General features: G+C 71.7%; 21 protein-coding genes and 2 pseudogenes. 14 read left to right on the plus strand and 9 right to left on the minus strand.

What is annotated here, in order from left to right:
* The first annotated feature begins 177 nt into the window (after positions 1–177).
* Together CP967_RS33485 and CP967_RS33490 are read left to right on the plus strand one after the other, a co-directional pair.
* Positions 178–2,076 carry a hypothetical protein gene (locus CP967_RS33485; RefSeq protein WP_150491570.1) on the plus strand — a complete coding sequence of 633 codons (1,899 nt, stop codon included), beginning with the start codon at positions 178–180 and terminating at the stop codon, positions 2,074–2,076.
* Positions 2,077–2,323: 247 nt separating this feature from the next.
* Complete coding sequence (locus CP967_RS33490) at positions 2,324–2,632, plus strand: transposase (protein ID WP_150492170.1); 309 nt, start codon at positions 2,324–2,326, stop codon at positions 2,630–2,632.
* A gap of 33 nt (positions 2,633–2,665) precedes the next feature.
* Here the strand turns inward: CP967_RS33490 and CP967_RS33495 are convergent, their stop codons facing one another.
* The gene (locus CP967_RS33495) at positions 2,666–3,253 is read right to left on the minus strand and encodes a hypothetical protein (protein WP_150491571.1); all 588 of its coding nucleotides are present in this window, start codon (positions 3,251–3,253) and stop codon (positions 2,666–2,668) included.
* 666 nt (positions 3,254–3,919) lie between these two features.
* Here CP967_RS33495 and CP967_RS33505 point away from each other — a divergent pair.
* The 11 genes and pseudogenes from CP967_RS33505 (at position 3,920) to CP967_RS33560 (ending at position 14,788) form a co-directional block, all read left to right on the plus strand.
* Complete coding sequence (locus CP967_RS33505) at positions 3,920–4,699, plus strand: hypothetical protein (protein WP_150491572.1); 780 nt, start codon at positions 3,920–3,922, stop codon at positions 4,697–4,699.
* A gap of 843 nt (positions 4,700–5,542) precedes the next feature.
* Positions 5,543–6,119 (plus strand): annotated as a pseudogene (locus CP967_RS35320) (transposase family protein); the annotation flags it as partial.
* A gap of 1,009 nt (positions 6,120–7,128) precedes the next feature.
* Positions 7,129–8,208 carry a UbiA family prenyltransferase gene (locus tag CP967_RS33525; RefSeq protein WP_150491575.1) on the plus strand — a complete coding sequence of 360 codons (1,080 nt, stop codon included), beginning with the start codon at positions 7,129–7,131 and terminating at the stop codon, positions 8,206–8,208.
* 93 nt (positions 8,209–8,301) lie between these two features.
* Positions 8,302–9,738: a cytochrome P450 gene (locus CP967_RS33530; RefSeq protein ID WP_150491576.1), complete on the plus strand. Its 1,437-nt coding sequence runs from the start codon at positions 8,302–8,304 to the stop codon at positions 9,736–9,738.
* The gene (locus CP967_RS33535) at positions 9,735–10,880 is read left to right on the plus strand and encodes a methyltransferase (protein ID WP_150491577.1); all 1,146 of its coding nucleotides are present in this window, start codon (positions 9,735–9,737) and stop codon (positions 10,878–10,880) included. Before CP967_RS33530 ends, CP967_RS33535 begins: the two co-directional genes overlap by 4 nt.
* On the plus strand, positions 10,880–11,710 hold the full coding sequence (locus tag CP967_RS33540) for a DUF6875 domain-containing protein (protein ID WP_150491578.1): 831 nt from the start codon (positions 10,880–10,882) through the stop codon (positions 11,708–11,710). The genes CP967_RS33535 and CP967_RS33540 overlap by 1 nt, the downstream gene beginning before the upstream one ends.
* Positions 11,707–12,099: a DUF962 domain-containing protein gene (locus CP967_RS33545; protein WP_150491579.1), complete on the plus strand. Its 393-nt coding sequence runs from the start codon at positions 11,707–11,709 to the stop codon at positions 12,097–12,099. The genes CP967_RS33540 and CP967_RS33545 overlap by 4 nt, the downstream gene beginning before the upstream one ends.
* An 83-nt stretch (positions 12,100–12,182) precedes the next feature.
* On the plus strand, positions 12,183–12,311 hold the full coding sequence (locus CP967_RS35170; protein WP_268253056.1) for a hypothetical protein: 129 nt from the start codon (positions 12,183–12,185) through the stop codon (positions 12,309–12,311).
* Positions 12,312–12,594: 283 nt separating this feature from the next.
* Positions 12,595–13,077, plus strand: a pseudogene (locus CP967_RS33550) (transposase); the annotation flags it as partial.
* A gap of 338 nt (positions 13,078–13,415) precedes the next feature.
* Complete coding sequence (locus tag CP967_RS33555) at positions 13,416–14,228, plus strand: DUF6042 family protein (protein ID WP_150491580.1); 813 nt, start codon at positions 13,416–13,418, stop codon at positions 14,226–14,228.
* Positions 14,225–14,788, plus strand: a complete 564-nt coding sequence (locus tag CP967_RS33560; RefSeq protein ID WP_150491581.1) for a P-loop NTPase family protein — start codon at positions 14,225–14,227, stop codon at positions 14,786–14,788. Before CP967_RS33555 ends, CP967_RS33560 begins: the two co-directional genes overlap by 4 nt.
* A gap of 567 nt (positions 14,789–15,355) precedes the next feature.
* On the opposite strand, the gene CP967_RS33565 is transcribed toward CP967_RS33560, so the two are convergent.
* Both CP967_RS33565 and CP967_RS33570 read right to left on the minus strand, forming a co-directional pair.
* Complete coding sequence (locus CP967_RS33565; RefSeq protein WP_150491582.1) at positions 15,356–15,871, minus strand: putative immunity protein; 516 nt, start codon at positions 15,869–15,871, stop codon at positions 15,356–15,358.
* Positions 15,868–16,488 carry a putative immunity protein gene (locus tag CP967_RS33570; protein ID WP_229888594.1) on the minus strand — a complete coding sequence of 207 codons (621 nt, stop codon included), beginning with the start codon at positions 16,486–16,488 and terminating at the stop codon, positions 15,868–15,870. Before CP967_RS33570 ends, CP967_RS33565 begins: the two co-directional genes overlap by 4 nt.
* An 82-nt stretch (positions 16,489–16,570) precedes the next feature.
* Between CP967_RS33570 and CP967_RS33575 the strand changes: the two genes are divergently transcribed.
* Positions 16,571–17,311 carry a MerR family transcriptional regulator gene (locus CP967_RS33575; RefSeq protein ID WP_150491583.1) on the plus strand — a complete coding sequence of 247 codons (741 nt, stop codon included), beginning with the start codon at positions 16,571–16,573 and terminating at the stop codon, positions 17,309–17,311.
* Positions 17,312–17,431: 120 nt separating this feature from the next.
* Here CP967_RS33575 and CP967_RS34995 read toward each other — a convergent pair whose 3' ends face one another.
* The 6 genes from CP967_RS34995 to CP967_RS33600 form a co-directional block, all read right to left on the minus strand.
* The gene (locus tag CP967_RS34995; RefSeq protein ID WP_150491584.1) at positions 17,432–17,872 is read right to left on the minus strand and encodes a class I SAM-dependent methyltransferase; all 441 of its coding nucleotides are present in this window, start codon (positions 17,870–17,872) and stop codon (positions 17,432–17,434) included.
* A complete protein-coding gene (locus CP967_RS35000; RefSeq protein WP_244338988.1) occupies positions 17,827–18,714 on the minus strand; it encodes a class I SAM-dependent methyltransferase in 888 nt (295 codons plus the stop codon). Before CP967_RS35000 ends, CP967_RS34995 begins: the two co-directional genes overlap by 46 nt.
* The gene (locus CP967_RS35005) at positions 18,608–19,762 is read right to left on the minus strand and encodes a bifunctional class I SAM-dependent methyltransferase/NUDIX hydrolase (RefSeq protein WP_229888596.1); all 1,155 of its coding nucleotides are present in this window, start codon (positions 19,760–19,762) and stop codon (positions 18,608–18,610) included. The genes CP967_RS35000 and CP967_RS35005 overlap by 107 nt, the downstream gene beginning before the upstream one ends.
* Positions 19,763–20,003: 241 nt before the next feature.
* On the minus strand, positions 20,004–20,939 hold the full coding sequence (locus tag CP967_RS33590; protein WP_150491585.1) for an NUDIX hydrolase: 936 nt from the start codon (positions 20,937–20,939) through the stop codon (positions 20,004–20,006).
* A gap of 79 nt (positions 20,940–21,018) precedes the next feature.
* Positions 21,019–22,878: an ATP-binding cassette domain-containing protein gene (locus CP967_RS33595; RefSeq protein ID WP_373300443.1), complete on the minus strand. Its 1,860-nt coding sequence runs from the start codon at positions 22,876–22,878 to the stop codon at positions 21,019–21,021.
* 330 nt (positions 22,879–23,208) lie between these two features.
* A complete protein-coding gene (locus tag CP967_RS33600) occupies positions 23,209–24,324 on the minus strand; it encodes an SAM-dependent methyltransferase (RefSeq protein ID WP_150491586.1) in 1,116 nt (371 codons plus the stop codon).
* Between the last annotated feature and the right edge of the window lie 69 nt (positions 24,325–24,393).

Here is a 24,393-nt window from a genome sequence, read left to right on the forward strand (position 1 = left end):
TGGGGCTTCGCCGCCCCCGGTCCGGCAGCCTCCACCGCAGCGATGGGACCGAAGCCTTCCGGCCCGCACGAAACGGAATTGGAACACCTGCACGACAACCCTGTCGGGCGGATGGCATACGTCGCGAGAAAGGCAATCCACATCGCCAGCCCGAACGAAGTGGGAAGGGTGCTGGCCATGGGATTCGTGGACATCACGGGCTTGGACGGCGTACGCACGCAGGGACATGAGGTCGTCGACGTCGCGGACATCACCGAGAACGCCCCCGAACTCCACCGGCAGCTTCGCCTCGACGAGCGGCCGCACATCGAACAAGTCATGATCATCAAGAAGGCCAACGACCGGTCCGTCTTCCGCGGGAAGAAGCTCGTCATGAGCCGTCTGCACGCCGAGGAACTGATCCTGGCCCTCATGGCCTACTACGGCGTGCCGGATCGCGAGCGTCTCTTCACTGTCTACAGCGACTTCTCGCCCTGCGAAGCCAGATGTGATCGCAAGCTGCCGGCCACGACCGACCGGATCTTCAGCGCGCGGCACGGAGTGGGGGACTACCACGGCAAGATGACGCGGCTGCTCACCGAGGCGAGTCAGGTACTGCCGAAGGACCCGGCTTTCCGCGAAGAGCTCGCGGCCGAGAAGGAACGGAAGGACGCGCTCAAGGAAGGCAACACCAAGCACAGGTACGAGACGGCGGCGAAGGCCAACAAGGTTATGAGAAGCGGCCGAGGAGGCCACTGCGGCCGGCACGACCACCGCGCCGGGCTGGTCCTCGTCCCCCAGGCGGGCGCCATGGGACCGGAGTGCGCCGAAAGCACCGCCACTGACACCGCCGACACCGGCCTCGGCAAGGCTTTGGCGGAGCCGCCGTCCGAGACGACCGGCGGCATCGACTTCTCCTCCCTGCAACTGCAGTACCTGGCGGACCCCGGTGACGGCAGTGGACTGCAGCATGCCTTCCGTGCCGCCGTGAACGTTTCCGGCAGAGACCTCCGCCCGTCCAGTGGCCTGGCGGCCGCCACCCAGACCTCCGACGCCTTCTTCGTCTGGCTGTCCCTGCACCCCCACAGCTTCTGGGTCAACCTCCACCCCGACGAACCCGACCGCATCGTCGACGACCAGCTCGGCCGCACAGATGCCGGACGCGTCCTGCTGGAGGCCGATCTGCAGATGAAGAAGACCGTGGGCAAGCTCATCCATCCGCACACCCCGCTCGGCAAGCGCTACTGGGACGGCATCCGGGGCGACTGCGTATCGTCCCGCAACTGGATCCTGCCCGCGCCCGCGACGGTCTACCAGGACGACGACAAGCTGTACATCCTCGACGCGCCCCTCGACGTGAAGACGGAGACGGACGACGGGGCGGCCGCCGGCGCCCCCTCCTGCCTGCGTCAGGACCAGGCGACCGAGGAACACAACGAACACCTGGAACGAACTCTGCTCCTGCCAAGGCTCAGGAAGGCCATCAACACCGCTCCCGAGTACGCCGCCCTACGCCGCGTCTACCTCGCCCGGGTGGCCGCCGAGTGGTACCGCGACCTGAGCCTCAGGAAGGACACCGCCTACGGCGAGCTCGTGAACTCGGGCGACATCACCGAATGGCGCATCACGGACGGCTGGAAGCCACGGGACACCTTCGACGCGCACGTCGACTCCTACATGAAGGGCGAGTTCAAGGTCACCGACCGGACAACTAGCGGCGGCACAACCTATGTAAGGAGGTACGTCTACGGCGGAGTGGACTTCACCAGCGTGCCCCTCCGCGAACTCTCGGAGGAAAGGTTCGGGACCGAGTTCGCCACGCTCCCCGCGAGCGTGGACCGGTCCCTCCGCGCCCCGTCCGTCACCGGCCGCGGCGACGCGGTCTGGCTCGGCGCTCCCACCCCCCGTCAGGCGGTTGCCGGCCTTGGACCGGCGGAGAAGCCCGTCTCGGCAGGTACCTGGGCGATCCGTCTGTTGCCGGCACTGCTTGTTCCCTTCGCCCTTCTCCTGTGGCGTCGCCGACGGCGCTTGAACACCCGCTCGGCCAGCCCTCTGCGCCGCGCGGCGACGGGCGGAGGACCGCGAAGACGCTCGTAAGCGCCGATCCGGAGGCTGTCCCGGCCGAGCCCGCCACCGCGCTTCCTCGGCGCGGTCCGAAGGGAGCTGTACCGTTAAGTGCCGGGTCAGGTCACGGGCAGGGCCGGCACGGCCCTACCCGACGTCTCGCCCACCGCAGCACCTCTGACCGTGGCTCGGTTCACCAAAGGCCAGTGCCGGCCCTGTCCGGACCGCCCCCGGTGCGCCAGCTCCCGTAACCGGCTTTCCCCCGCGAGAACTCCGTGACCTGCAGGTCCGCGTCCGCGCGGAGCAGCAGACACCCGAGCGGAAGGCCTGCTACGCGGTCCGTTCCGGAGTGGGGGGCACCATCGATGAGTCCGCCCACGGACACGGCATCCGCCGCTGCCGCTACCGAGAACAGGACAAGAGCCCCCTGCAACACGTACTTACAGCCATCGCCGTGAACATCGAACGGCTCAGCAGCCGGTCAGCGGCCGAGGAAGCATCGCCACCGAGACCGCCGACCGCTTTCACGACCTTCCTGGACCATAACGGCCTGCCCCGGTCGAATTCCTGGCGAACCCTCGGAACCTGAGCCCGGCCCACCAAGATCCCCGACAGGATCAAGTCAGTTGAAGACGTCCAGGAGGTCCGGCCAGGAGCCCGCGTCACCGGCGGAGCGGGGCCGCATCGGAAGCGGATCCGGGTAGGCCGCCGCTGCGGCCCTCGCGCGGACGACGTCGGGCCCGCCGCACGCCTCGACCGCGAAGGCGCCGAAGACCTCGGCGAAGGCGGCCGGGTCGCGGAACTCCACGCCGAACGCCCGGCCGTCCCGCAGCGGCACCCACACCACCCGGTCGAACCGCCTCCATTCCGGCACCGGCTGGTCGTCGGCGGTCGACCGGCCCTCCAGCCACAGCCGTGCCACATGCAGCAGGTTCACCTGCTCCATCGGCAGCCGCTTGCGCCGTACCCGTAGTCCACGCGCCGTCAGCTCGACACGCTGGTCCTTCTTCGGGTACCAGACGACGCCGATCCCGAACGGCACCCACAGCAGGACCCCGATCATCGGCCAGACCAGAGCGTCGCCCCACGACCGGAGCAGCCCGCCGTCCAACAGGTACAGGGCCCCGAAGACCAGAACCCACTTCGCCGTCATCCGCCAGAACCCCGTGCCCTGCCGGTACAGGACCCGCCGCTTCTCCGTCATCGCCATGCCCGCACGTTATCCGCCGCTCCACAGCCCACCGCGGGCACCCTCCGCCACCGCGGGGCGGACGGTGTCACCGGCCGCCTCCGTCCGCAGTCCAGACACCCGTACTCCCGGCAGGGCCACGATTCCAGCCCCGCGGAAGCCGTAGGCGCCGCCGCACACCCCGCACGCCTTCGCCACCGTCCCGGGGAGCACGGCGGACGTGCTGTTCGCCTCCACCCGGGCTCACCCGGGAACGGCGCACTTCGACCACCTGTGGCTCCTGAAGGCTGTCCCGTAATCCGTGGTGGAGCAGCGTGCGGCGTCAGACGGTGGGGGTCCCTCCCGCGCCGTTCAGGCTGTGGGGGAGCATCGCAAGGCGGAGGGGCGTTCGCGTACGTATGGGGGTACCCCCGGGCGAAGCCACTGGGGGAGTATGCGGACGTTCCGACAACGCCGCGAGGTGCCGTGGCTGTCGTCGCACGCCCGCCAGGGATTACGGGGCAGCCTTTGGGACGGGTGATGCGCGGTGAAGCCGGCCAGGGCGGCGTCGTGGTGATCAAATCGTTGCCGCACCGCATACAACCGCGTACAGCCTTCCGTTGTCCTCCAGTCAGCCGCGAGGACGAACCTCTGGCCGGTGCTCCTACGCGCTCGGTCCAGGCTGTACGGGAAAGGACGGGCCCGAAGATGGGGAAGACGGTGTGGAGAGCGGTGACGGCCGGTGGAGTGGCCGTCGCGTTCGCGGGGGCGGCGGCGGTGCCGGCCGGCGCGGCGGAGGGAGGGGTCTCCTTCACCGGGGTCGCGGTGAACGGCGGGAAGCCGATCGTGATCGGGGTCAAGGAGGAGGTCGAGGTGCATGCGGTCTTCCGGATGACGACCAAACTCAAATACGACTCCGGTCCGACGGTGTTCCCCTACCGGGGCAGGCCCGACGGCGGAGACACCCTGCACAGCTCCGTCATCGGCAGCGACTGCGAGATCGTGAACAAGGCGAAAGGGATCTGCGACTTCGAGGAATGGCTGTACATAGACCCGCGGCACCTCGACTTCGGGAACGAGGACGCCGGGACCTGGAGGACCGCCGCCCGTGTCTTCCTCGCCGGTGACGCCCACGACACCGACGACGAGAACCTCCCGTTGCAGGTCAAGCGGGCCACACGCGTCACCGTCAACGCCTCGCCGGAGCCGGTCGCGAGAGGGAAGACGATCACCGTGTCCGGGCGGGTCACACGGGCGAACTGGGACACCCACACGTACCAGGGGTACGCGGGCCGCACGGTGAGCCTGCAGTTCAAAGCGGCGGGCACCTCCTCGTACAGGACGGTCGGGAAAGCGACGTCGAACAGTACGGGCGCGCTCAAGGCCACGGTGAAAGCAACCGGGCCGGGGACATGGCGGTGGACGTACTACGGGAACTCCACCTCCGGAGCGAGGTCGTCGACCGGGGACTACGTCGCCGTGCGGTAGGCGACGCGCGCACCGGCTCACCGCCCAGGGGCCGGGACCCGTGCCCACGCGAGCCCGCCCCCTGAACCGGCCGGCCCGCCACCGCTCCCGGCCCGCTTCCCGGGAGCGATGTGCACGGCACCTGGCGCGGAACCCCGGGCGCACTGTTCCGCCGGGCCGGCCACCGCGCACCCGGGCACAGCCGGTGCGCGGTGGCCGGCCGGGGCGGGCCCCCCGGGTACGGGCGCCGAGGTCCTCCACAGGCCGAGCCGGAGTCATGCCGGGACGAAGTCCGGCCACCAGGGTGGGACGTTGCCCGGGCACAACGGGCTGGGGTAGGAGTCCGGCATGCCGAGCCATGTGACAAGGAACCAGGTGAACCACAGGGTGAAGACGAGCCCCGCGGCCAGGGCCGTCCCGCGATGACGTCTTCCGAGGGTGCTGTGCAGGACCACCCACGAAACCGCAGTGGTGACCCATACAAGAGGTGAAAGAAACAGCAGAGCCGTGCTGTTGGCCGCTGCGCCGACGCCGATGTCACACGCGGCCCATGCCCTCCCGATCGCGGTAACGGCCGCCACCGTGGTCAGCCCGCCGATGAGAAAGCCGGAACCGGCCCCTTTGATCCCACGGCGCGGAGGGGCCGGTGGTTCTGCTCCCACGATCTGTCCCCCGTCTCGCCGTAGACACGGAGAGTACCAACGAGGGCGAACAGCTTCGGAGATCCTCAGAGCCGGCCCCCGGGCCATCGGCGACGGGATCCCGCTCTTTCTCCCGTAACGAGTCGGTGCGTGACAGCGGGTGAGGCGTCGTTGCCGGCAGGTGGCATGACCCGGTTGCGGCGGTCATGGTCAATCGGCGGTCCTGGCGCATCGGCTGTCCACCGGAATCTCGCGGCATCGTCTGGCGTGCTTGACCGGGGAGCAGGCCGCGCCGTGGCGGGCCGGTGGCGAAGGCCGCCGCCATGCCGCACGAGGCGGGGCCAGGAAGCGGGGTGCGGGTGCCGGCGCCCGTCACCAGCTGGTGTCCGTCGACCGGTCGGTGGCCACGCTGATCCATTTGCGCCATGATCTGCCGCACTCGGTCCCGGGCCCGTTGTCCGGTGTCGACCGCTCCACCGTCACCCCGCGCGCTCGGGGAGACACGTCGCCTCCTGGCCGAGCGGGGGTGCGCGGTCCCCGACCGCCCCGGCCTGCGTCTGCGGACGCTGCCGGACGTGTTCGCCTGTGCCCGGGCCGAAGGCGTCGAGCCGCGGCTGGACGCCGCCGGGATCCAGGTCCGCAGACCACCGGCCAACCGCGGCGGTCGCCGTGCGTTCGTGCCGGGCAAGAAGAAGCGGAACACCATGAAGGCCACCGCGGTTGCCGGTCGGCGGGGCCGCACGTCATGGAACGATGCCCTGCGACCTGGACGTATGCACGATGCCGCAGCCACCCGCGACACCTGAGAACAGGCCACGACCAGGTGAAACACGTCTTACCCGCTATCAGGCACCAACTCGTGAGAGCCCGGACGCCATGAACAGCATTCGTCAGCTCACGCGTACGCATCTCCACCACCTCGGGGAGTACAGCGCCTGGACCGGCGACCCGGTCGCTGCTGCGGTGAACGCGTCCTGAAGGCGGCGCAGGCGTCCGGCGGTGGCATCGAGTGCTTCCCCGTCCGTGCGGGATTCCCACAGGACCCGCAGCACCGACGGGCCCGGGCCCTGACGGACCTCGCCGCCGGACCGTACACCGCCGTCGTGGAGGGCCTGAACGGGCTGCGCCCAGACGCACGTCGAAGGCCAGGGAGACAAAGCCGCGACGGGCTGCGCGGCCTCCGAGGCGCGTCCGCGTCACGCCCTCGGCGACGAAAGCAGCCGGGCGGGCTCCGGCCGTGGCGGCGGAAGCCGGAGCGTCACTTTTGGACAATCGCGCAACGCAGAGACACGTCCGGCAGCAACCCGCCCGATCCGAGCGGGACGGGGGCTGCTGCCCAATGCCCCAGGGACCCGCGGGCCGGGAGAGCGCAGGCATCGCGCACCACTTCCGTACGGGCCGTCCGGTCTGCCGGAGGGCACAGAGACCGCAGGTACGGGGTGCCGGCGGGCTCCGCCCCGGAAGATCCCGGGATCCGGCGTGCTGGGGTGCGGCATGGTCCGCCAGGGGCGCGGCGGCCGGCCTCCCGGGCTTCTTCGGCCGCGGCGCAGAGGCGCGTGAGCCCGGCGCTCATCCGCCTCGGAACACACAGTCACTGATCAGGTGCATGGCCGCCGTGGCCGAATCATCGCCCTGGTGCGGAAAGAGCCGCCTGGTGTCGGATGGACGCAGGACACCAAACGGCTCACCACGGAGGCGTATCGTGCTCAATCCCGGACAGCCGCCCTTGGCACCACCGGTCGCCCGGCCGGCCTGCTGCGGGCTTGCACCGTACGGCGGCTCGGGCCGCGTCGAGAACATACCGGCCCCGTGACGGCGTCGGCCGAACGCCCGCTGCCTCGCGTCCTGGGGCCTGAGGAATTCGCCGCCCTCGGCCCGGCCCAGCGCGAGGAGGCGGTGCGCGGCACCCCGGGCAGCGCGGGGTGGCCGGAGACCGCGCGCATCGCCTTCATGCTGGGCCGCCCACGCACCTGCGTGCCCGGCAATCTGGCGTTTGCACTCGGCTGGGCTGCTGCGGGAGGTACGGTCTCCCCGGCCTTCTTCCTTGGCATGATCATGGCATTCATCTACGGGCTGATGGCCAACCTCTACAACGCCTACACGGATCTGGCGGAGGACAGCCGGAATCTTCCCGGGCGGGTCTGGCTGGTACTGCGGGTCGGACACCGCCGGACCCTGTGGACCGGCCACGCGATATCCGGCCTGCTGATCGTCCTGACCATCCCCTACGGTGGCGTCTCACTGCTCCCGCTGATGCTGTTACTGCTGGTCGGGGCGCACCAGTACTCATTCCGTCCGCTACGGCTGAAGAACGGGCCCGTGGTAGGACTGCTGGCCTTCAGCCTCGCGGTCTTCGGCCCGTTCCTGCTCGGCGCCGCCGGAGGGCCTCAGGCGCCGGAGGGCACCACCTGGGCGCTGTTCGGCTTCCTGGTGGTGTGGTTCGCGGCCAAGGGCATGGTGAAGAACCTCCCGGACTTCGACGGAGACCGTGAGGCCGGGCTGCGTACGTCGGCGACGGTCTTCGCGACCCGCCCGGCCGCCGCGCGGGCAGCCACGGTGATGACGCTGATCGGGTACCTCTCGCCCGCGGTGTTCGTGGCCGCCGGACTGCTTCCCTCCCGCATCCTGTGGGCGCTCCTGTGGACGGTGGCGGCGCTGGTGCAGTGCCGAGCGATGGCCAGGGCCTTGCAGACCGCCCGGGCCAACGCCGTGCTCAAGGTCGACATGCTGCTGTCGACGGCCTTTCTCGCCTCGGTGCTGGTGCTCCACTCACCCGGGTGGGTCTCGGTCACGGGGGTGGCCCTGGGGGCCGCCCTGCTCTTCGGCAGTGACCTTCTGGCGCTGGACTCCCGGCGCCGGAGCGACGTCACGACTGCGACCTCTCCCTGACACAGCCGCCCGCCGCGGTGCCGCCCGAACTCACCCCCGGCCACCTGACCCCGCCCTCACCGGGCGGCCCCGAGGACCAGAAGGACACGACGCATGCCCGCCATTCCCAGCCCTCGGACTCCCGCACAGCTCTTCCGTGCCGGCCGGGCCTTCCAGCATTCGCTGCCGGAAGGCCTGGAGCACCTCCGGGACACCTACGGTCCGGTCAGTGCCTTCGGTATCGGCCCCACCCGCACCCACTTCCTCTTCGGACCGGACGCCAACGCCCTGGTCATGAAGAACGAGGACAACTTCCGCTTCAGCGGCGCCTACGACATGCTGCGGCCCATCGCCGGGAACACCGCCCTGGTCACCACCGACGGCGAACCGCACGCCCGCCGCAAGCGCAAAGCGAGGCCCTCGTTCCACCGCGGCGGGGCGGAAGAGAGCACCCGGCTGATCCTGGCGTCCATCGACGCGACAATCGACAGCTGGCGCCCCGGACAGCACGTGGACGTCCACGGCGCTCTGCGCTCAGCGATCCGCAGCGCGATGCTGCGCCAGTTCTGCGGCGAACGGTTGGCGGCCCGGGAGGATTACCTGGCCACCGAGCTGGAGCGGATCCACGAGCTGATGGACCGTCCGCTGCCGCAACAGCTGATCGCCTGGAAGCTGCCCAGCACCGCGCGCAGAAGGGCACTGGACGCGATCGCGGCCGTGGAGCGGCTCATCTACGAGGAGATCCGGCGCAGGCGGCGAGAGCGCGACCCCGGCGGGCGGGGCGCCGAGGGGCGGATGCCCGCTGGGGATCCGGGCGTCCAGGGACAGCCGCCCGCCGACGGTCCAGGTGATCTGATCTCAGTGATGCTCTCCGCGGACGGCCCCACGATGTCGGACCAGGAAGTACGCGACATGGTGGTCAGCGCGCTGATCGCCGGTTACGACCCGGTCGGCTCGGGCCTCGGCTGGGCCGTCTACAACTCCCTGAACACACCGGGCGTCTGGCAGCGGCTTCGCGAGGAGGCGTCGGCGGCGCCCGCGCCTGACGCGACCTCGGCGGCCGAAGTGCGCGAGTTGCGCTACACGCAGTGGGTGGTCCAGGAGAGCCTCCGCACGCACCCGCCCGTGGTGATGAGCCCTCGCCGGTGCGTCCGGAGCTTCCGCTTCCAGGGCCATCTGATCCCCGGGGGCAGCCTGGTGGCGGTGAGCGAGTACATCACGCACCGCTCGCTCGCGGTCTGGCGGGAGCCGGACCGCTTCCTGCCGGAACGCTGGGACACCTCCCGGGAGGGGCACCGCGCTCCCACCCCGTTCGAGTATCTGCCCTACGGATACGGAGGGCGCCGGTGCATCGGCGCGAACATCGCCTCGGTGGTCCTGCCCGCCGCGCTGTCGCGGCTCGCCCGGCGCACCACGCTCGAACTGCGGACGCGCCGTCCGCAGTTCGGCGGCATCCCGGCGCTGATTCCCCGTGACGGCCTGTTCGTCGAGGTGGGCGCGGCACCACGGGAGGAAAAGGCCGGCAGCGTCCTCACGAAGGATCCGCGGTGACGGCACCGAGCACGGGCCGCCCCGAGGCGGTCGCCGTGCCCGACGGCACGCGGGCGTCCCACGCCTGGCGGATGCGGGAAATGATCTACGGTCACGTGCGCTCACGGGCCGTCTGCGCCGCCGCCGAACTGGGTCTCGCGGACGCGATCGGCGACAGATCGCCGACCGCGGCGGAACTGGCCACAACCACGGGGGCCGACCCGGCGCTGCTCTCCCGTCTCCTGCGCGCGCTGGTCTCCTTCGGCGTGCTGCGCCGGGGACCGGGCGACGGAGCCGAGAGCTACGGCCTCACGCCGCTCGGCGAGACCCTGCGGTCCGACGCTCCGGCCTCGGCCCTGCCGACCGCCCTCCTGGTCGCCACGACGATGGCGCCCGCCTGGGAGCGGCTCACTGAAGTGGTCCGCAGCGGACGACCTGCCTTCGCGGATGTCTTCGGCACGGATTTCTTCTCGCACCTGGACGGCGACCCCTGGCTGCGGGGCATCTTCGACCGGTCCCAGGAAACCGGGCTCGCGTTGGAACTGCGGGGCCTTCTCCAGGGGGTGGACTTCTCCGGCCCACTGTCCGTCGTCGACGTCGGCGGCGGGGACGGCGCGCTGCTGACCGGCCTGCTGCAAGACCGCCCCGCAGTGCGCGGGGTGCTGGTCGACCTCCCAGCTGCGCTGCCCGCGGCGGCCCGCAGGGTGGCTGATGCCGGACTCGCCGACCGGTGCGAGCTGGTCGAAGGCGACTTCCTCGACAGCCTGCCCGCCGGCGGCGACCTCTACCTGCTGCGCCACATCCTGCATGACTGGGACGACACGTCCTGCCGCCTCGTCCTGCAAAACTGCCGGCGCGCCATGAGGCCTGGCGCCCGGGTGGTCGTCGTCGACCATCTGGCCGACGCGGAGGACGGGCACGGCACGGTCCCGGGACCCAGCGGCCAGTGGGGGGCGCTGATGGACCTCTACATGATGTCCCTGTTCACAGGGGGCCGGGAGAGGACCCAGGAGGAGATAGCCGGCTTGTTCCGCGAGGCGGGGCTGGCCCTCGTGCGAACCACCCTGCTGCCCGGCGGCACCGGGGTGCTGGAGGCGCGCGGCGACGACTTCACGGAGCGGGCGCGGGACGGCTTCTGGGGCGAGAAGGACGGTGACCGCTGATGCCGTCCGGCCACGGGGCCGCCACGACGAGCGCCTGCCCCCACATCGCCATGGGCGAAGCCCCCGCCACGGCGGAGACGGGCAACGTGGGCACCGGGTCCACGCGGGCCACGGCGGCTGCCCGGGCCACGGACCTCGCGGGCGGCGCCGACGGCGAAGCCCGCTCGGGCGCCACGCCGGCCGACGACGCCGCCCGGACGGAAGCCGTGGTGCGCGGATGGCTTGAGTCCTACATCGCCCAGCCGCACGAGGAACTGGGGCGAAACGGCCCGGTCTGTCCTTTCGTCGCGCCCGCACTGAAAGCCGGAACCCTGATCCTGCGCTCACGCCTGGGCATGGCGCACACTGACGCGCACGGGGTACGGGCCGTGGTGAGGGACATGGTGCACGACTTCCGTTCCCAGCGCTGGCCGCAGGCGAATCCGACGATGCGCACCCTCCTGCTGGTCCTGCCCGACCTGCCCCCGGCCGGTTGGCCCCTGCTCGATGCCGCCCAGGCGGAGTGCAAGAGGGAACTGGCACGTGCGGGACTGATGCTCGGCCAGTTCCATCCCGCCTGCCCCGAGCCCGCGGCACGCAATCCCCGCTTCCCGGTGTCGAGAAGCCCGGTCCCTGTGCTGGCCCTGCGGAACATGGCGGTCCACGATGTGCTCTTCCTCCACCAGGACAGCGCCTTCTTCGCCGAGTACCGCAGGCTCTTCGGCTCCCGCCATGAACGCGGCGTGGTGGCCGACCCGCTGCTGCGCAGCACCTATCGGAACGCGCTCGCGCGCCACGCGCCGAGCCCGTCCAGCACGGAATCCCGCCCGACGAACGGAGAGACGGCATGAGGCAGTTCGACCAGCGGTTTGAGGAGTACATGCGCGGCCACACCAGCGAGGCGAGCCGCTGGATGCACGTGGCGGGGATGGCCGCGGCGGTGGGCGCCGCGACCATGGCCGGGCGCCGCCGCCGTCCCGCCTTGCTGTGGGCCGTACCCGGCGCCTTCTTCAGCTTCGCCTGGAGTGGCCACTTCATCTTCGAGCGGAACCTTCCGGTCGGCTTCACCGATCCTGGGGCCGCGTTCTCCGGCGACCTGAAGATGATCTTCATGATGGCGACCGGACGCAACACCGAACTGAAGGAGCTGGTGGAACACCTTCAGCGCCAGGACGAAGCCCGCGCGGACGAACCGTCCACGTCGGCCCAGGACACCCCGGGCCTACGCGAAGCCGCCTGACGGGACGTCCCCCGTCCCCGGCCCGGCGCCCACCGCCTGAGCCGGGGACGCTTCCATGCCTTTCGTCAGCTGATCGTTCCAGAATGGCAGCTGCGCTGGTGGCGGCCTCATGCCAGGGGGTCTCCGGCAAGCAGTTCCGCGAGCTGCTGAGCGGCCTCATCCGGTGGCAGATCGGCCGGCCAGGGCAGTTGCTCAGTGTCGTCCCGGAGTAGGTTCTCATCACGATCCAGGGGGACGAGCCGCCAGCCCCGACCGTGGCGCCAGAACACGATCACCCCGTGGGGCCACGCAGGAAGGCTGTCGGTCCACCAGAAGGCCGTCCCAGCAGCTTCCTCATGGCACTCGTCGGGGCCGTGACCGACTGCAGTACAGGCTGCGGTGAAAGCGGCATCGGCCGTACGCCGATCCTGCCAAAACGAAACCACCGGGCGATCGTACCGAGGCTTCAGCAGTCCGGGGTTCTGTGTCTGACGATCTTGACCGGCAGTCTGTGCGGTGCATGCTGATCTTGTTCCGGATGCCCTGTGGGAGCGCGCCGCGCCGCTGCTACCGCCCGCTCCCGAGCGTCGTCGTCGCTACCCGGAAGGCTGCGTGTTCCGGATCGGGCGGCGCTCGCAGGTGCTCTGTACGTGCTGCGGACCGGTGTTGCTCGGTGTGACGTGCCGGCAGAGACCGTGGGCTGCTCCGGAGTGACGGCAGGGCGCAGACTGCGGGACTGGACCGAGGCCGGTGTGTGGCCTCGACTGCATGCAGTTCTGCTGGCCGAGCTCCGGCGAGCGGACCTCCTGGACGTGGACGACCGCGCCGTTGACGGCTCACACGTCCGAGCCCCGAAACCTGATCGTCGACCGCCACGGTGCCCCGTCGGCCGTCACGCTCACGGGCGCCAACCGCCACGACGTCACCCGGCTCCTACCCCTGCTGGACGCCGTCCCGCCCATCCGGGACCGGCCGACCAGGCCGCGGAACAGGCGGCGCTTGTGCGGGAGCCGGGTGCGCGGAGGCGCCCGGAGAGCCGCACAGGCGACGTCCTCGGACAGTTCCTCTTCGGTCACGGAGGCCATGCCGTGTTCATGTACGGCTACGGCGGCATCGGCCCACGCGACGCCGTGCGGCGGTCCGGGGCGATCCCGGCCGCGGACTCCACCGGAGGCCGGTCGGCGCCGGGAAGAGCACGGACCACGGCCGTGCCCGCCGGTGCGCAGGACCGCGCATCGCGTCCCTCCACCGGGCACGGGTCGGACATCCTTGAGAACACTTCACGCACCCAGTGCCCACGCCGCCGGTACCGGCGGCCCTCCGAGGAAGAACTGCGGATGACTGAGAACCCGTCTGTGCCCGGACCGCGCCGGGACATGGCGATCCACAACGGCTGGTGGCCTTCGGGCTGGGAACACGTGCTGCCCCGCCAGGGCTTCCCGCTGACGATGCTGATCGGCACCGCGAGCCAGTCCGGCTTCACCGGCTCCCTGGACGACCTCCTGCAGGAGATCTTCGACGGCGACTGGCACATGATCGGCGGTGATCTCGACGGTGAGCTCACGTTCTCGTGGCCCGACGGTGAATGGGACTACGAGGACGCGCCGGAGGGCCGTGAAGCATCCGAGGCGAAACGCTGGAAGAGCTTCGGCGCCATGCTCACGGCCGCCGGCTTCCCGGTGCCGGCGACCGTGAGGGACCTGTCCGAGCTCTATCTGGCCTGGGGACTGGCGTACCGCGAGGAGACGCCGGACGGCACCCGGTGGACGATGCCCGCCGTACTGCCGCTGCCCGATGACCTGCTGCCCCTGGACGCCGAACTCACCCGACGGCTCGACCGGGCCCGCCGGACGACGTACACCGGCCCGCTCGTCAACGCGCTCATCACGCACCTGGTAGACGATCTGGGTGAACCGCAGGAGGTGCTCACTTCCCTCGACCGCCTGGCGGTCGCCACCGGCCGCGACGCCGACGAGATCCGTCTCGCCCTCGCGGACCTCGTGGAGTCCGGTGACGCCCGGGTGCGGCGCGGACAGGAGCCGGCCGACCCGGAAAGACTGGAGGCACACCAACGCTTCCGCCTGGCCGTGGAATGGGAGCACTTCGACGGGCCCCGGACGCACCTGAGCGTCAGGACCGACGGCGTATGACCGGGACCGCGCCGGGCGCGGTGGGAACGCGGGACACGCGGCTGATCGTGGTCCGCGGCAACAGCGCTTCGGGGAAGTCGTCCGTCGCGGCCGGCCTGCGCGAGAGGTTCGGCCGCAACCTCGCGATCGTCGGCCAGGACAACCTGCGCCGGACCGTGCTGCGCGAACACGACCGGCCCGGGGCGGCGAACATCGGCCTGATCGGCCTCACCGCCCGCTACGCCCTGGACAACGGCTTCCACGTCGTCGTGGAGGGCATCCTGTACGCCGACCGCTACGGAACGATGCTCCAGGACCTGGTGCGCGCCCACCGCGGCGTCTCGCTCTGCTACTACCTGGACGTGCCCTACGCGGAGACGGTGCTGAGGCACAGGACGAAGCCCGATGCCGAGTACCTCGGACAGGTCACCGCCGACCACCTGAGCGACTGGTACCGGGAGAAGGACCTGCTGCCCGATGCCCTGGAGACCGTCATCGACGCCGCCGCCACCCTGGACGGCACCGTCCGGAGGATCCTGCGCGAGAGCGGCCTGGACCGGGTGCTCCCGACCGACCGCTGACGACACCCGCCGGCCGGGCCGGCGTGACACCCGTCGCCGGGATCCCGCCGGGGGAGCGGGGACCCGGCGGGGCTCCCGGGTTTCGCGGGCCGCCGGGCCGGGCCCACGCATGCTTCACGCCGGAGAGATCCCGCGAGGCCGGCCCGGCCACGGCGACCGGAGGCGGCCACGGTCTCGAAGGACTTCTCTCGGCGGAGCGGTCACCAACCGCCTCCGGAACGCATGCACGAGCGCCGCCGACGCACGTGGACGAAGCCGCCCACGGGACAGCGGTCACAGCTTCATGAGCCTGGGCCGCCCGCCCTTCAGAAGAGCGCCCCTGCCGCCCACGGCTCGGGAGGACGCGAACCTGTCCGTCCGGAAGCCGGGCGAAGAACGGGATCCTCCCCGGTCCTGGAGCCCTCCTCCCCGAGGGGAGGGCGTGCCCCGGCCCGGACGCGAGGACCGGCCGGGCCGGCGGCGGGCCACAAGGAGAGCACGGCAAGGAGAGCACGGTGGCGGCGACCGCGTGGATGGGACCCGGTGCCCTCACCGGGCCGGCCACGAGAGGCCGGCCACGGTTCGGTCTCACCGGTCGAACACCGACCAGCAGATGTCGTTGCGCAGCCGCTGGTCATCGAGCACGAGCTCGCGGACCGCCTCCGGGAGCCGATCGCGCTGCCACCGGCACTCCAGCCGTCCCGCGGTCCCGCCCTCACCCGCCGGCGCCGCTGCGCGTGCGGCCTTGATCGCGTAGGCGGCCGCACCGAGCTCGTGCGCGGCGACGTGGGCGACGGCCCCGGCCTGGCCGGCGGCGTACGCGGCGTACCGCGGCGCCCCACGCAGGTCCCTGGCCGCCCCCATCGCATGACCGCCCGCCGCACGGGCCCGCATCATCCCGACCTCGCCGCGCGCCCAGGCCCGGGCGTGCTCGACCGCCTGACGGGGCCGCGGATCCTCGGGCCGGGCCGACTCGAAGAGGCCCAGGACATGCTCCGCACAGGCGGCAGCCCACAGAGCGAGGAGGCGGTGATCCGTATCGGTGAGAGTCCCGCCACGGCGGACCGTCACGAAGCGGGGATCGCGGACCTTCGGGAGGATCACGGCGTGCGCTCCTTCCCGCGCGTCTCAGGGCCGCTCGCCGCGGTGGGCGCCGGCGGCCGGTCAGCCCCCCGGCGCAGGGAACGGTCCAGAGCGCTCATCAGCCGGGCGACGCGGCTGCCGCCGTCCGCCGCGGGCGGGTAGCGGCACAACACGTCGACGAGTACCGGTGTCGCACGCTGCCGCGACCGCTCCAGCAGAGCGGCCCCGACCGCGGGATCACCACCCGCCTCCATCTCCCCGATACGCGCGGCGCTCGCGCAGGCCCGCAGGATGTGGCCGACCTGACCGGCCTGGGCGAGGGGATGCGTGTACGCGGCCGAGGCGGCGTCACCGGCGGATCGCGCGGCCAGTCGCGCGGCTTCCGAAGGCGCGGCCCGGGCGGCCCGATGGGCGTCGAGGGAAGCGACGCGCTGCAGTTTCGTCCTGGCGGCACCGTTGACGAACACCCAGGCCGCGTCGATCGCCGCACGGGGGCGGGGATCACCGGGAACAGCCTGTTCGAAGACCGGCAGGACGTCCTCCGCGTGGCGGACCACGTAACGCGCAACGACGCGCAGTTCATCCATCGTCAGATCGAAGTCACCGGACACGGTGTGCGGGCTCTGCACCATGACCATGAATCGTATCCTTGAACACCTGGTGGAGACTCTGCGACGAACACTCCGCCCATCCGCGCCAGAACCCTCAACCGGAGGTCATATGCGGCCCGTGGACCTGGCCCGCCGTCACGGCCTCTCCACGCAGGCGGTCCGCAACTACGAGGACGCCGGCATCATCCCGCCGGCCCGCCGCAGCCGGACGGGATACCGGGACTACACCGCCACCCATGCCGCCGGCCTCGCGGCCTACCTGGCGCTCGTCCCAGCCTTCGGCCACTCGACGGGCCGGCGCATCATGCGTGCCGTCACCGGCGGCCGGCTCGACGAAGCACTGGAGCACATCGACGACGGACACGCCCTCCTGGCTCGCGACCGCAACACGCTGCGGACCGTGGAAGCGGCACTCCCGCACCTCGAAACCTCCGCCCCGGACACAGCGGCCGGCACCCGGACGCCGTACAGCATCGGTGAACTCGCCCGCCACCTCGCCCTCAGCCCGGCCACCCTGCGCGCGTGGGAACGCGCTGGAGTCCTCACCCCACGACGTGACCCGCTCGGGCACCGCCGGTACCTCGCGCAGGACGTACGCGACGCCGAACTGGCACACCTGCTGCGCCGGGGAGGCCGGCCCCTGGGCACCATCGCCACCGTTCTCGGAGAACTCCGCGACGCGGGCAGCCTCGACGCGCTGGCCGGGACCCTGGAAGGGTGGCGGCGCCACCTCGTGTCCCGTGGAACGGCCCAGCTGTACGCCGCCGGTCTGCTCTCCGCCTACCTCGACTCCATGGACGAACCGGCGAGAACGGCGCGCTCGGCGTCCAGCGCCACGAGGGCCGGGTGAGCGGTGCGAGCAGGCCTCCGGTGACAGGTCCGCCGGCGCGGTGCCCGAGGGCGGCGACGCCCGCCCCGGACACCGGCGGCCACTCGTACGCACCGCGGAAGGGCACGCAGGCCCGGACAGTCATGTCCTCGCCGCCGGGGCGGCGGTCCCGGCCGGCGCACCCGTACCGGACGTCCGGAGGCCACGGCCCGGCCGGCGGAGGACCAGCCGGGCGGAGGGCAGGTCGAGTACGTCGCCGGGAGGCAGCCGGCCGTCGGAGGTACGGGCGGGGCAGACGGTCATGGGCGGGTAGCCGCGGTCGCGCACATGCCGGTCCCAGGCCCGTACGCACGAGGCGAGCCGTTCGGCCAGGGCCGGGCCGTCCGGCCCGTAGGCGTGCACGTGGAACTCCCAGAGGCGGTCGGCCGGATCCGGCGCGTCGTGGACCCTGAGGTGGGTCAGGTAGGCGAGTGACCCGCCGGCTGCGATCGCGGCCGCGTCCCGCCCCGCCACCAGCGCCGAGTCCTTCGACCCGGTCAGGCGGCAGAACCCCTGCTGGGTGGTCGCGGTGTAGAGCCGCAAGGTCCCGAACGAGTACAGGCCGGGAACGACGACACCCGTGGCCAGCTCGTACCGCGGTCCGCGCAGGGCCTCCTCGAGCCGGGGACATCACCCGTCACACCGCTCTCCCACCGCAGGGTGACCGCGCCGCCGGCCAGGGGGTCGGCCGGCACGGCGCGCGCCGCGGCGCCCTGGTCCCGGACGAAACCGCAGTACGTCCAGTGCTCCGCGACCAGGGTGCCGTCGTGCTGCCTGACCAGGGCGACCGAGAGGGTGTGACCCCTCAGCCGCAGCGGCACGACCAAGCGCCCGCCCGGGGCCAGTTGGTCCCGCCAGGCCGGAGCGAGGTCCGACGCGGTGTAGGTGATGACCACACCGTCGAACCCGCCCGCCGGGACGTGGGCCGGCGCACCGGGACCGCCGTCACCGAGGACGGCGGTGACCCGGCCGCTCCCGGCCTCCGCGCACAGCCGCCTCGTACGGTGCACCACATGGGGATCGATGTCCACGGTCACCACCCGGCCACGCTCCCCGACGACATGAGCGATCAGCTCCGCGTTGTACCCGCCCGCCCCGACCTCCAGCATGCTCATGCCCGGCTCCAGCCGGAGCCGCTCGGCCATGTCGGCCTGCAGCCAGGCCGCCGAGATTGAACTGATGCCCTCCCCGGCGGCGTCCCGCACGGTGACCACGGCGAGGTCCTCGTGGTGGGCCGTCTCCAGCGGGACCTCGGGGACGAAGCGGTGCCGGGGCACTTCACGCAGCGCGGCCCGGACCCGCGGGGAGGGGGCCCAGCCGCCCCGGACGACGGACTCCGCCATCCGCGTGCGCAGCCGTACGGTCTGGCCGGGCTCGCCTGCCACCGGAGGCACGGCGGCGGCGCACGGGTAGGAGTGGACAGGCACCAGCCCGGGCAGCACTCCCGGCCATACCGCGTGCAACGTCTGGGCGGTGGGCGCGAAGAAGCCCCCCAGGGTGGCCAGGGTGTGCGGATCGTGCCATTCCCAGCGGGAGGAACCGGTGCGGCTCGGGCAGACCGAGCAAACCCTCCCAGGCGGTGATCCGGACCACGACGGTGATGCGGCGTACGTCCGCGCGGTCGTCGTGAAGGACCGCCAGGACGTGGGCGTCCTCCTCACGCGCGGCCAGCCCCGTCTCCTTCGCCGGCTCCCGCACGGCAGCGGCCTGCGCGGACTCACCGGTCTCGATCCGGCCGCCCGGCACCTCCCACATGTTCCGGACGGAACGGCCCAGCAGCACCCTGCCGGACGGATCGGTGACCACCGCTGCGGCGCCGGCCACCGCCTGGGGCCCGGGCCGGCCCTTCTCCAGAGAGGCGAACGAACCACCGGGCTTCCGCAGCACCAGCACCGCCATACCCGCCGCGTCGAAACGGACGGCCTCCTCGAAGCCCTCCGTCAGGAGGACGAGCTCGTCCTCGTCCAGGGCGATGTGCCGCCGCTCCTCGGGGGTGCGCTCCACGACAGGGGTGATGACGATGAGCGTGCCGTTCTCGCGCAGCCGTGCGCCCAGACCGCGCAGGACACGACAGCGGTCCCGGACGAAGGCGACCGCCATGCGCAGGGTCACCACGTCGTAGCCGTCCTCGTGCAGGTCCGCCGGGTCGTCCTCTTCGACGTCCAGACACAGCCAGCGCACCCCCTCCACCGTGGAGCGCTCCGCACGGGCCCGGGCCAGGGCACCCTCGGCGAAGTCGGTGGCGTCGACGGTGTATCCGAGCGTGGCCAGGAAGGCGGCCAGTTCACCGGTTCCACAGCAGGCGTCCAGCGCCCGGCCGCCCGCAGGCGGCGGAGCGTGCTCGGCGATCAGCCTCTTCTCGTCGTCCCCGAGCTGTCGGAAATCGCGGCCCTCGGAGAAGTGCGCGGACCAGTCGGCCCGGGTGTATCCCACAGTTCGCTCCCGGTGTGTGGAAGGGCAGGCGGTGCGCGACGACGCGGTCACGGCAGGCCGGCGGACCCGTCCAGGACGGCCGGCCGACGGGGCTGCGGTGTCCGGCGCCGGCCGTCGCGGGTCCGGTGCCGGTACTCGGCGCCGAGCAGGCGCCGTCGGACCGGTGCGACCCCCGGACCGCTGGTCGGCCACCGCCGGGGCGCTGCTCCCGGGGTGGCCCGAGGGCGCGGGGAGGGCCACGTCAGGGGGTCCTTCGCGCGGCCGGGATATCCCAGCCGAGTTCGGTGTACGCGGTTCCGGCGCGGATACCGTCGATCGCCGCACGGGCGTAGGCGACCATCGGTTCCGGCAGGCCGTCCAGCGGCCACCACGCCCATGCAGTGCACTTGCCGGGCTCCCGCACCTCCGGTTCGCCGGTCCACCGGGACGCGGCGAAGAACAACTGGACACGGGGTTCGGCCCCTTCCCGGTCGTCCAGCAGGTGCACGGTGTGGACGAGTTCGAGGTCGGCCGGGCCGATCACGAGCCCCGCCTCCTCGTACGCTTCACGGACCAGGCACGCACGGGCGCTCTCCTGCTCGACATGGCCAGCGAGGACATGCCAGATGTCACCGGCGAACGCCGCGTCCGGGTGCCGCAGACCGAGCAGGGTGGAGCCGTTCCGTTCGAGGAAGAGGTGTGCGCCGACCACGTTCTTCACCGCCCCCGCACCGCCGTGGCCGGTGGCCGGCCGTGGCCCGGCCACCGGCTGGAGGGGATGGGCGGCGTGATGGGACTTGATCGCTTCGTGGGCCCACGGGCACATGGAGAGCTGGTCCATGGTGGTGAGGTCGAACCAGGCGAACATGATTCCCTCGGACACCGGGAGGGAACGGGCGTCGCCGTCCCAACGGGCTGTGTAGAGGTGGATGTTCCCCTCGGTGACGTACGGGCCGTGGGCCGTCGTGGTGGTGTACGGGGTCACTTCGGGCAGGACGAGGCCGGTCTCTTCGAGGATCTCGCGGGCGATCGTCCCGTCCGGACTCTCGCCCTCCTCGGGGCCCCCTCCGACCAGCGACCACGTTCCCGCGTCGCAGATCGGCTTGTGCGCGTCGCGCAGATGCAGGAGGTACTGGCCGCGGTTGTTGACGATGATCACAGCGGTGCAGGCTGCGCCGGTGGCGTGTGCGGTGGACATGGGGCTCACCTTCGGCTGGTCGGAGCGGGTCGGTGACAGAGCGGGGCGGCGTGCGGCAGGCCGGACAGGAGGGGCGTGTTCACGCGGTGGCCGGTCCCCCCGCCGGCGTTTCCACCGTCTCCGGGCCCGGCTGCCCGGGAAGGGAGGGGGAACGGAACTGGCGCGCCTGCAGTTCGTAGGCGTCACGGAACGCGCCGGTCCCCGTGGCCGGATCCATGAGCTGGGCGAAGGTCCCGTGCTCGGCCACCTCACCCCGGTCCAGGACGTAGATGTAGTCGGCCTCGCGCACGCTGTGCAGACGATGGGTGATCAGGACGGTGGTCCGCCCGGCGCCGGCCAGACGGTGGATCCGGTCGAAGACCTGCTGCTCGGCGGCCGGGTCGAGAGCGCTGGTCGGCTCGTCGACGATCAGTACCTGGCCGTCCCGGTGCCGGGCGCGGCTCAGCCCCACCTTCTGCCACTGCCCGCCGGAGAGATCCTGCCCGCCCTGGTACCCGCGCGCGAGCAGTGTGTCCAGCCCCCGGGGCAGACCCTTGACGATGTCGTCGGTGCCCGCGTAGGCGGCAGCCGGTGCGATCGCCTCGTCGTCCATCGGCGCGGCGGGACGGCCGATGCCGATGTTCACCCGGGCGGTGAAGGGCCACCGGTAGAAGTCCTGGGCGACCATCGCGACACGGTCGAAGACTTGCGCGCGGTCTGCTTCGGCGGTGCTCACTTCACCCCACAGGACCTGCCCGCTGTCCGGGAGCCGTAGCCCGGACAGCAGTTTGACCAGAGTCGATTTCCCCGACCCGTTGGGGCCGACCAGGGCCACGGTGCGGCCGCGCGGGATGACCAGGTCCACCTCGTGCAGTGAAGGGGCGTCGGCACCGGGGTAGGTGAAGGTGACCTTCTCGAAGCGGATCTCCTCCACCCGCTCGGCAAGGGCCTGTCCGGTGGCCGGGATGGCGCGCCGTGCCGCCTCCTCGCACAGCTTCTCCAGGTCGGCGACGAACAGGGCTTCGCTCTGGACGTCGGTGACACGTACCACGAGGTCGGTGATACCCGCCGAGCCGGTGCGGATCGCCAGCACGGCGGTGCCGGCGACCGCGAGTTCCGTCTGCCCGTGCCACAGCAGCAGCCCCAGCGCCCCGTAGGTCGCCAGCGCCGCCAGGCCGGCGGCCGTGTCGGCGCCCAGCGTGATGCGCATGCCGGCCTTCGCCAGCCGGGTCTGCTCGCGTTCACTGGTCTCGGCCATGCCCCGGAAGTGCTTCAGCAGGAACGGTCCCACGCCGTGGACGCGGACCTCCCCGGCCGCCTGCTGGTCGATCAGCAGACGGCTGATCATCTGGGCGGCGCGCACATGCTGGACGAACCGGTGCCAGCTCACATAACGGTGCCGGGCCATCGCCAGGGCGCTCCACGCCCGGGGCGCCGCCATCGCGGCCAGCAGCGGCAGCAGCGTCCAGTGCAGGACGACCAGCACCCCGCCCGCGGCGATCAGCGAGATCGCCGCGGTGACCACCGCGGCGCAGGACACCACCATCCGCCGTGCCGAGTCCGCGCCGTACTGCGCGGAGTCCATCAGCCGGTGGAAGGCGTCGTCCTCGACCGCCTCCAACTCCACGCGTGCGACCAGGGCCAGGTACCGCTCGGTCGCCACCCTCTGCGTCTTCGGTTCCAGGATCCCGGTGGCCGCGGCCGACACCGAGGCCAGCACCGACCCGATCACCGCGAGCAGCCCCACCGCGGCCATCGACGGCAAGGCCGAGCGCAACCGCTCCTCGACGGCCCCCGGCGCCAGCAGTTCGGCCAGCAGCGCGTTGACCGTCACCAGGGCGGCCGCCTGCGCGAGACCACGTCCGGCCTCGCTGACGGCCACGGCGTACAGTGCGCGCCGGTCGGCCCGGTGCGCGAGGCGGATCGCGACACGCACCTGCCGGGGGAGGGAGAGGGCCATCGTCTTCGGACCGAGCTTCAGCCAGGAGTCATGATGCCGGTTCCAGCCCTGGTCGTAAGCGAGTTCGCCGCCGAACAGCAGCGTTTCGGAAGACGAGGGGCCCGTCTCGGACGATGTGCCGTCCTCGGGGGAGCCGGTCACGACCGCCACCGCCCATCCGGTCGCGCCGGGCTGCCCGTGGCGGCGGCCGGGCGAGGGCCGGCCGCGTCGCAGCACGGCTCCTCGGGCCGGGGGAGCAGGGCCGGCACGTCGTGCTCAGGTACGGGCGCAGGATGCATGGTGTCCTCCGGTGAACGGGCGGCAGGCGAGTCGCCAGGCTCAACGAGGGCCCTATGCTTTTCGAACACACGTATTTCGGACGGAGTCGAACTCAGGCGCCGGGCGGCAGCGCACGGATGCCGGATACACCGACCCCCGCCGCGCAAGGGCACTCAACCGTCCGGGAGTTGGCCGAATCGCAGCGATCCGCAGCCCGTGACCGCGTGCCCTCGCCGCCTGCGGTGCTTCGTGCCGCAGCCCTGAGGACGGGCCGCTCGGTGGAGTCCACCGCCGAGCCCGGCCGGGCCGCGGCACGGGCGGGCTGCGTACGGCTCGCGCCCGGCGTCCTTCAGCGGTTGACGGCGATGGCGGCGAACTGCGGTGCCTCGCTGCTGTAGGGGCTCCGGTGAGGTCGCCGAGGATCTCGACGTCTGCGAAACCGGCGTCGACCAGGTCACCGGTCAGTTCGTCCGGGGTGAAGTAGCGCACCCAGTTGAAGTAGGTTCTGGTCCTGTCGGTCTCGAAGATCTCGAACTTGTCCAGCGACACACGCTCGCTCTCGTAGCGGTAGGTGTTGTGGAAGCCGAAGTAGGGCCGGTCGGACCAGAACCCGTCCATGAGGGACGGCGCGTAGGCCGCCTGTTCGCGTACGCCGGCCATCGCGGCCGCCGAGTCGACGTCGAAGGCGAAGGAGCCGCCGCTGTCGAGATGGGCGCGGACCGTGCGCAGGAGTGCCCGCCGGCCGTCCGGGGTCAGCGCGCAGTAGTCGCGCATCACCATGATGACCAGGTCGTACCGTGCCTCGTCCCGGTAGGAGAGGTAGTCCTGCTCCAGGTAGCGGACGGACAGACCGTCCGCGCGGGCGAGCGACTCCGCGTGATCGAGCGAGCGGGAGGACAGGTCCAGCCCGGTCACGTCCGCCCCGGTGCGGGCGAGGCGCGTGGTGTACAGGCCCGGACCGCAGCCGAAATCGGCGACGCGCAGGCCCGGACGGACGTGGAAGCGGCTGATGATCCAGGCGGCGATCTTCTCGAGATGCTCTGCCCGGTAGGAGGAGAGGTCGACGTGCGGGTCCAGGTGCGCGGCGAGCATGCGCGCGGAGATGTGGGGATCGGTCCACAGGTCCGGGGTCGTGACCTGCGAGTAGACGGGGGGACGGGTGTTGAGGACTGACAGTTCTTCGAACATGGCTGTGCTTTCGTCGTTTCCGGTGGCATGGGTGCCGGCATCCCGGGCGCACAGGTGCGACGGCGCCCG

Source organism: Streptomyces nitrosporeus, assembly GCF_008704555.1.
Taxonomy (GTDB): Bacteria; Actinomycetota; Actinomycetes; order Streptomycetales; family Streptomycetaceae; genus Streptomyces; species Streptomyces nitrosporeus.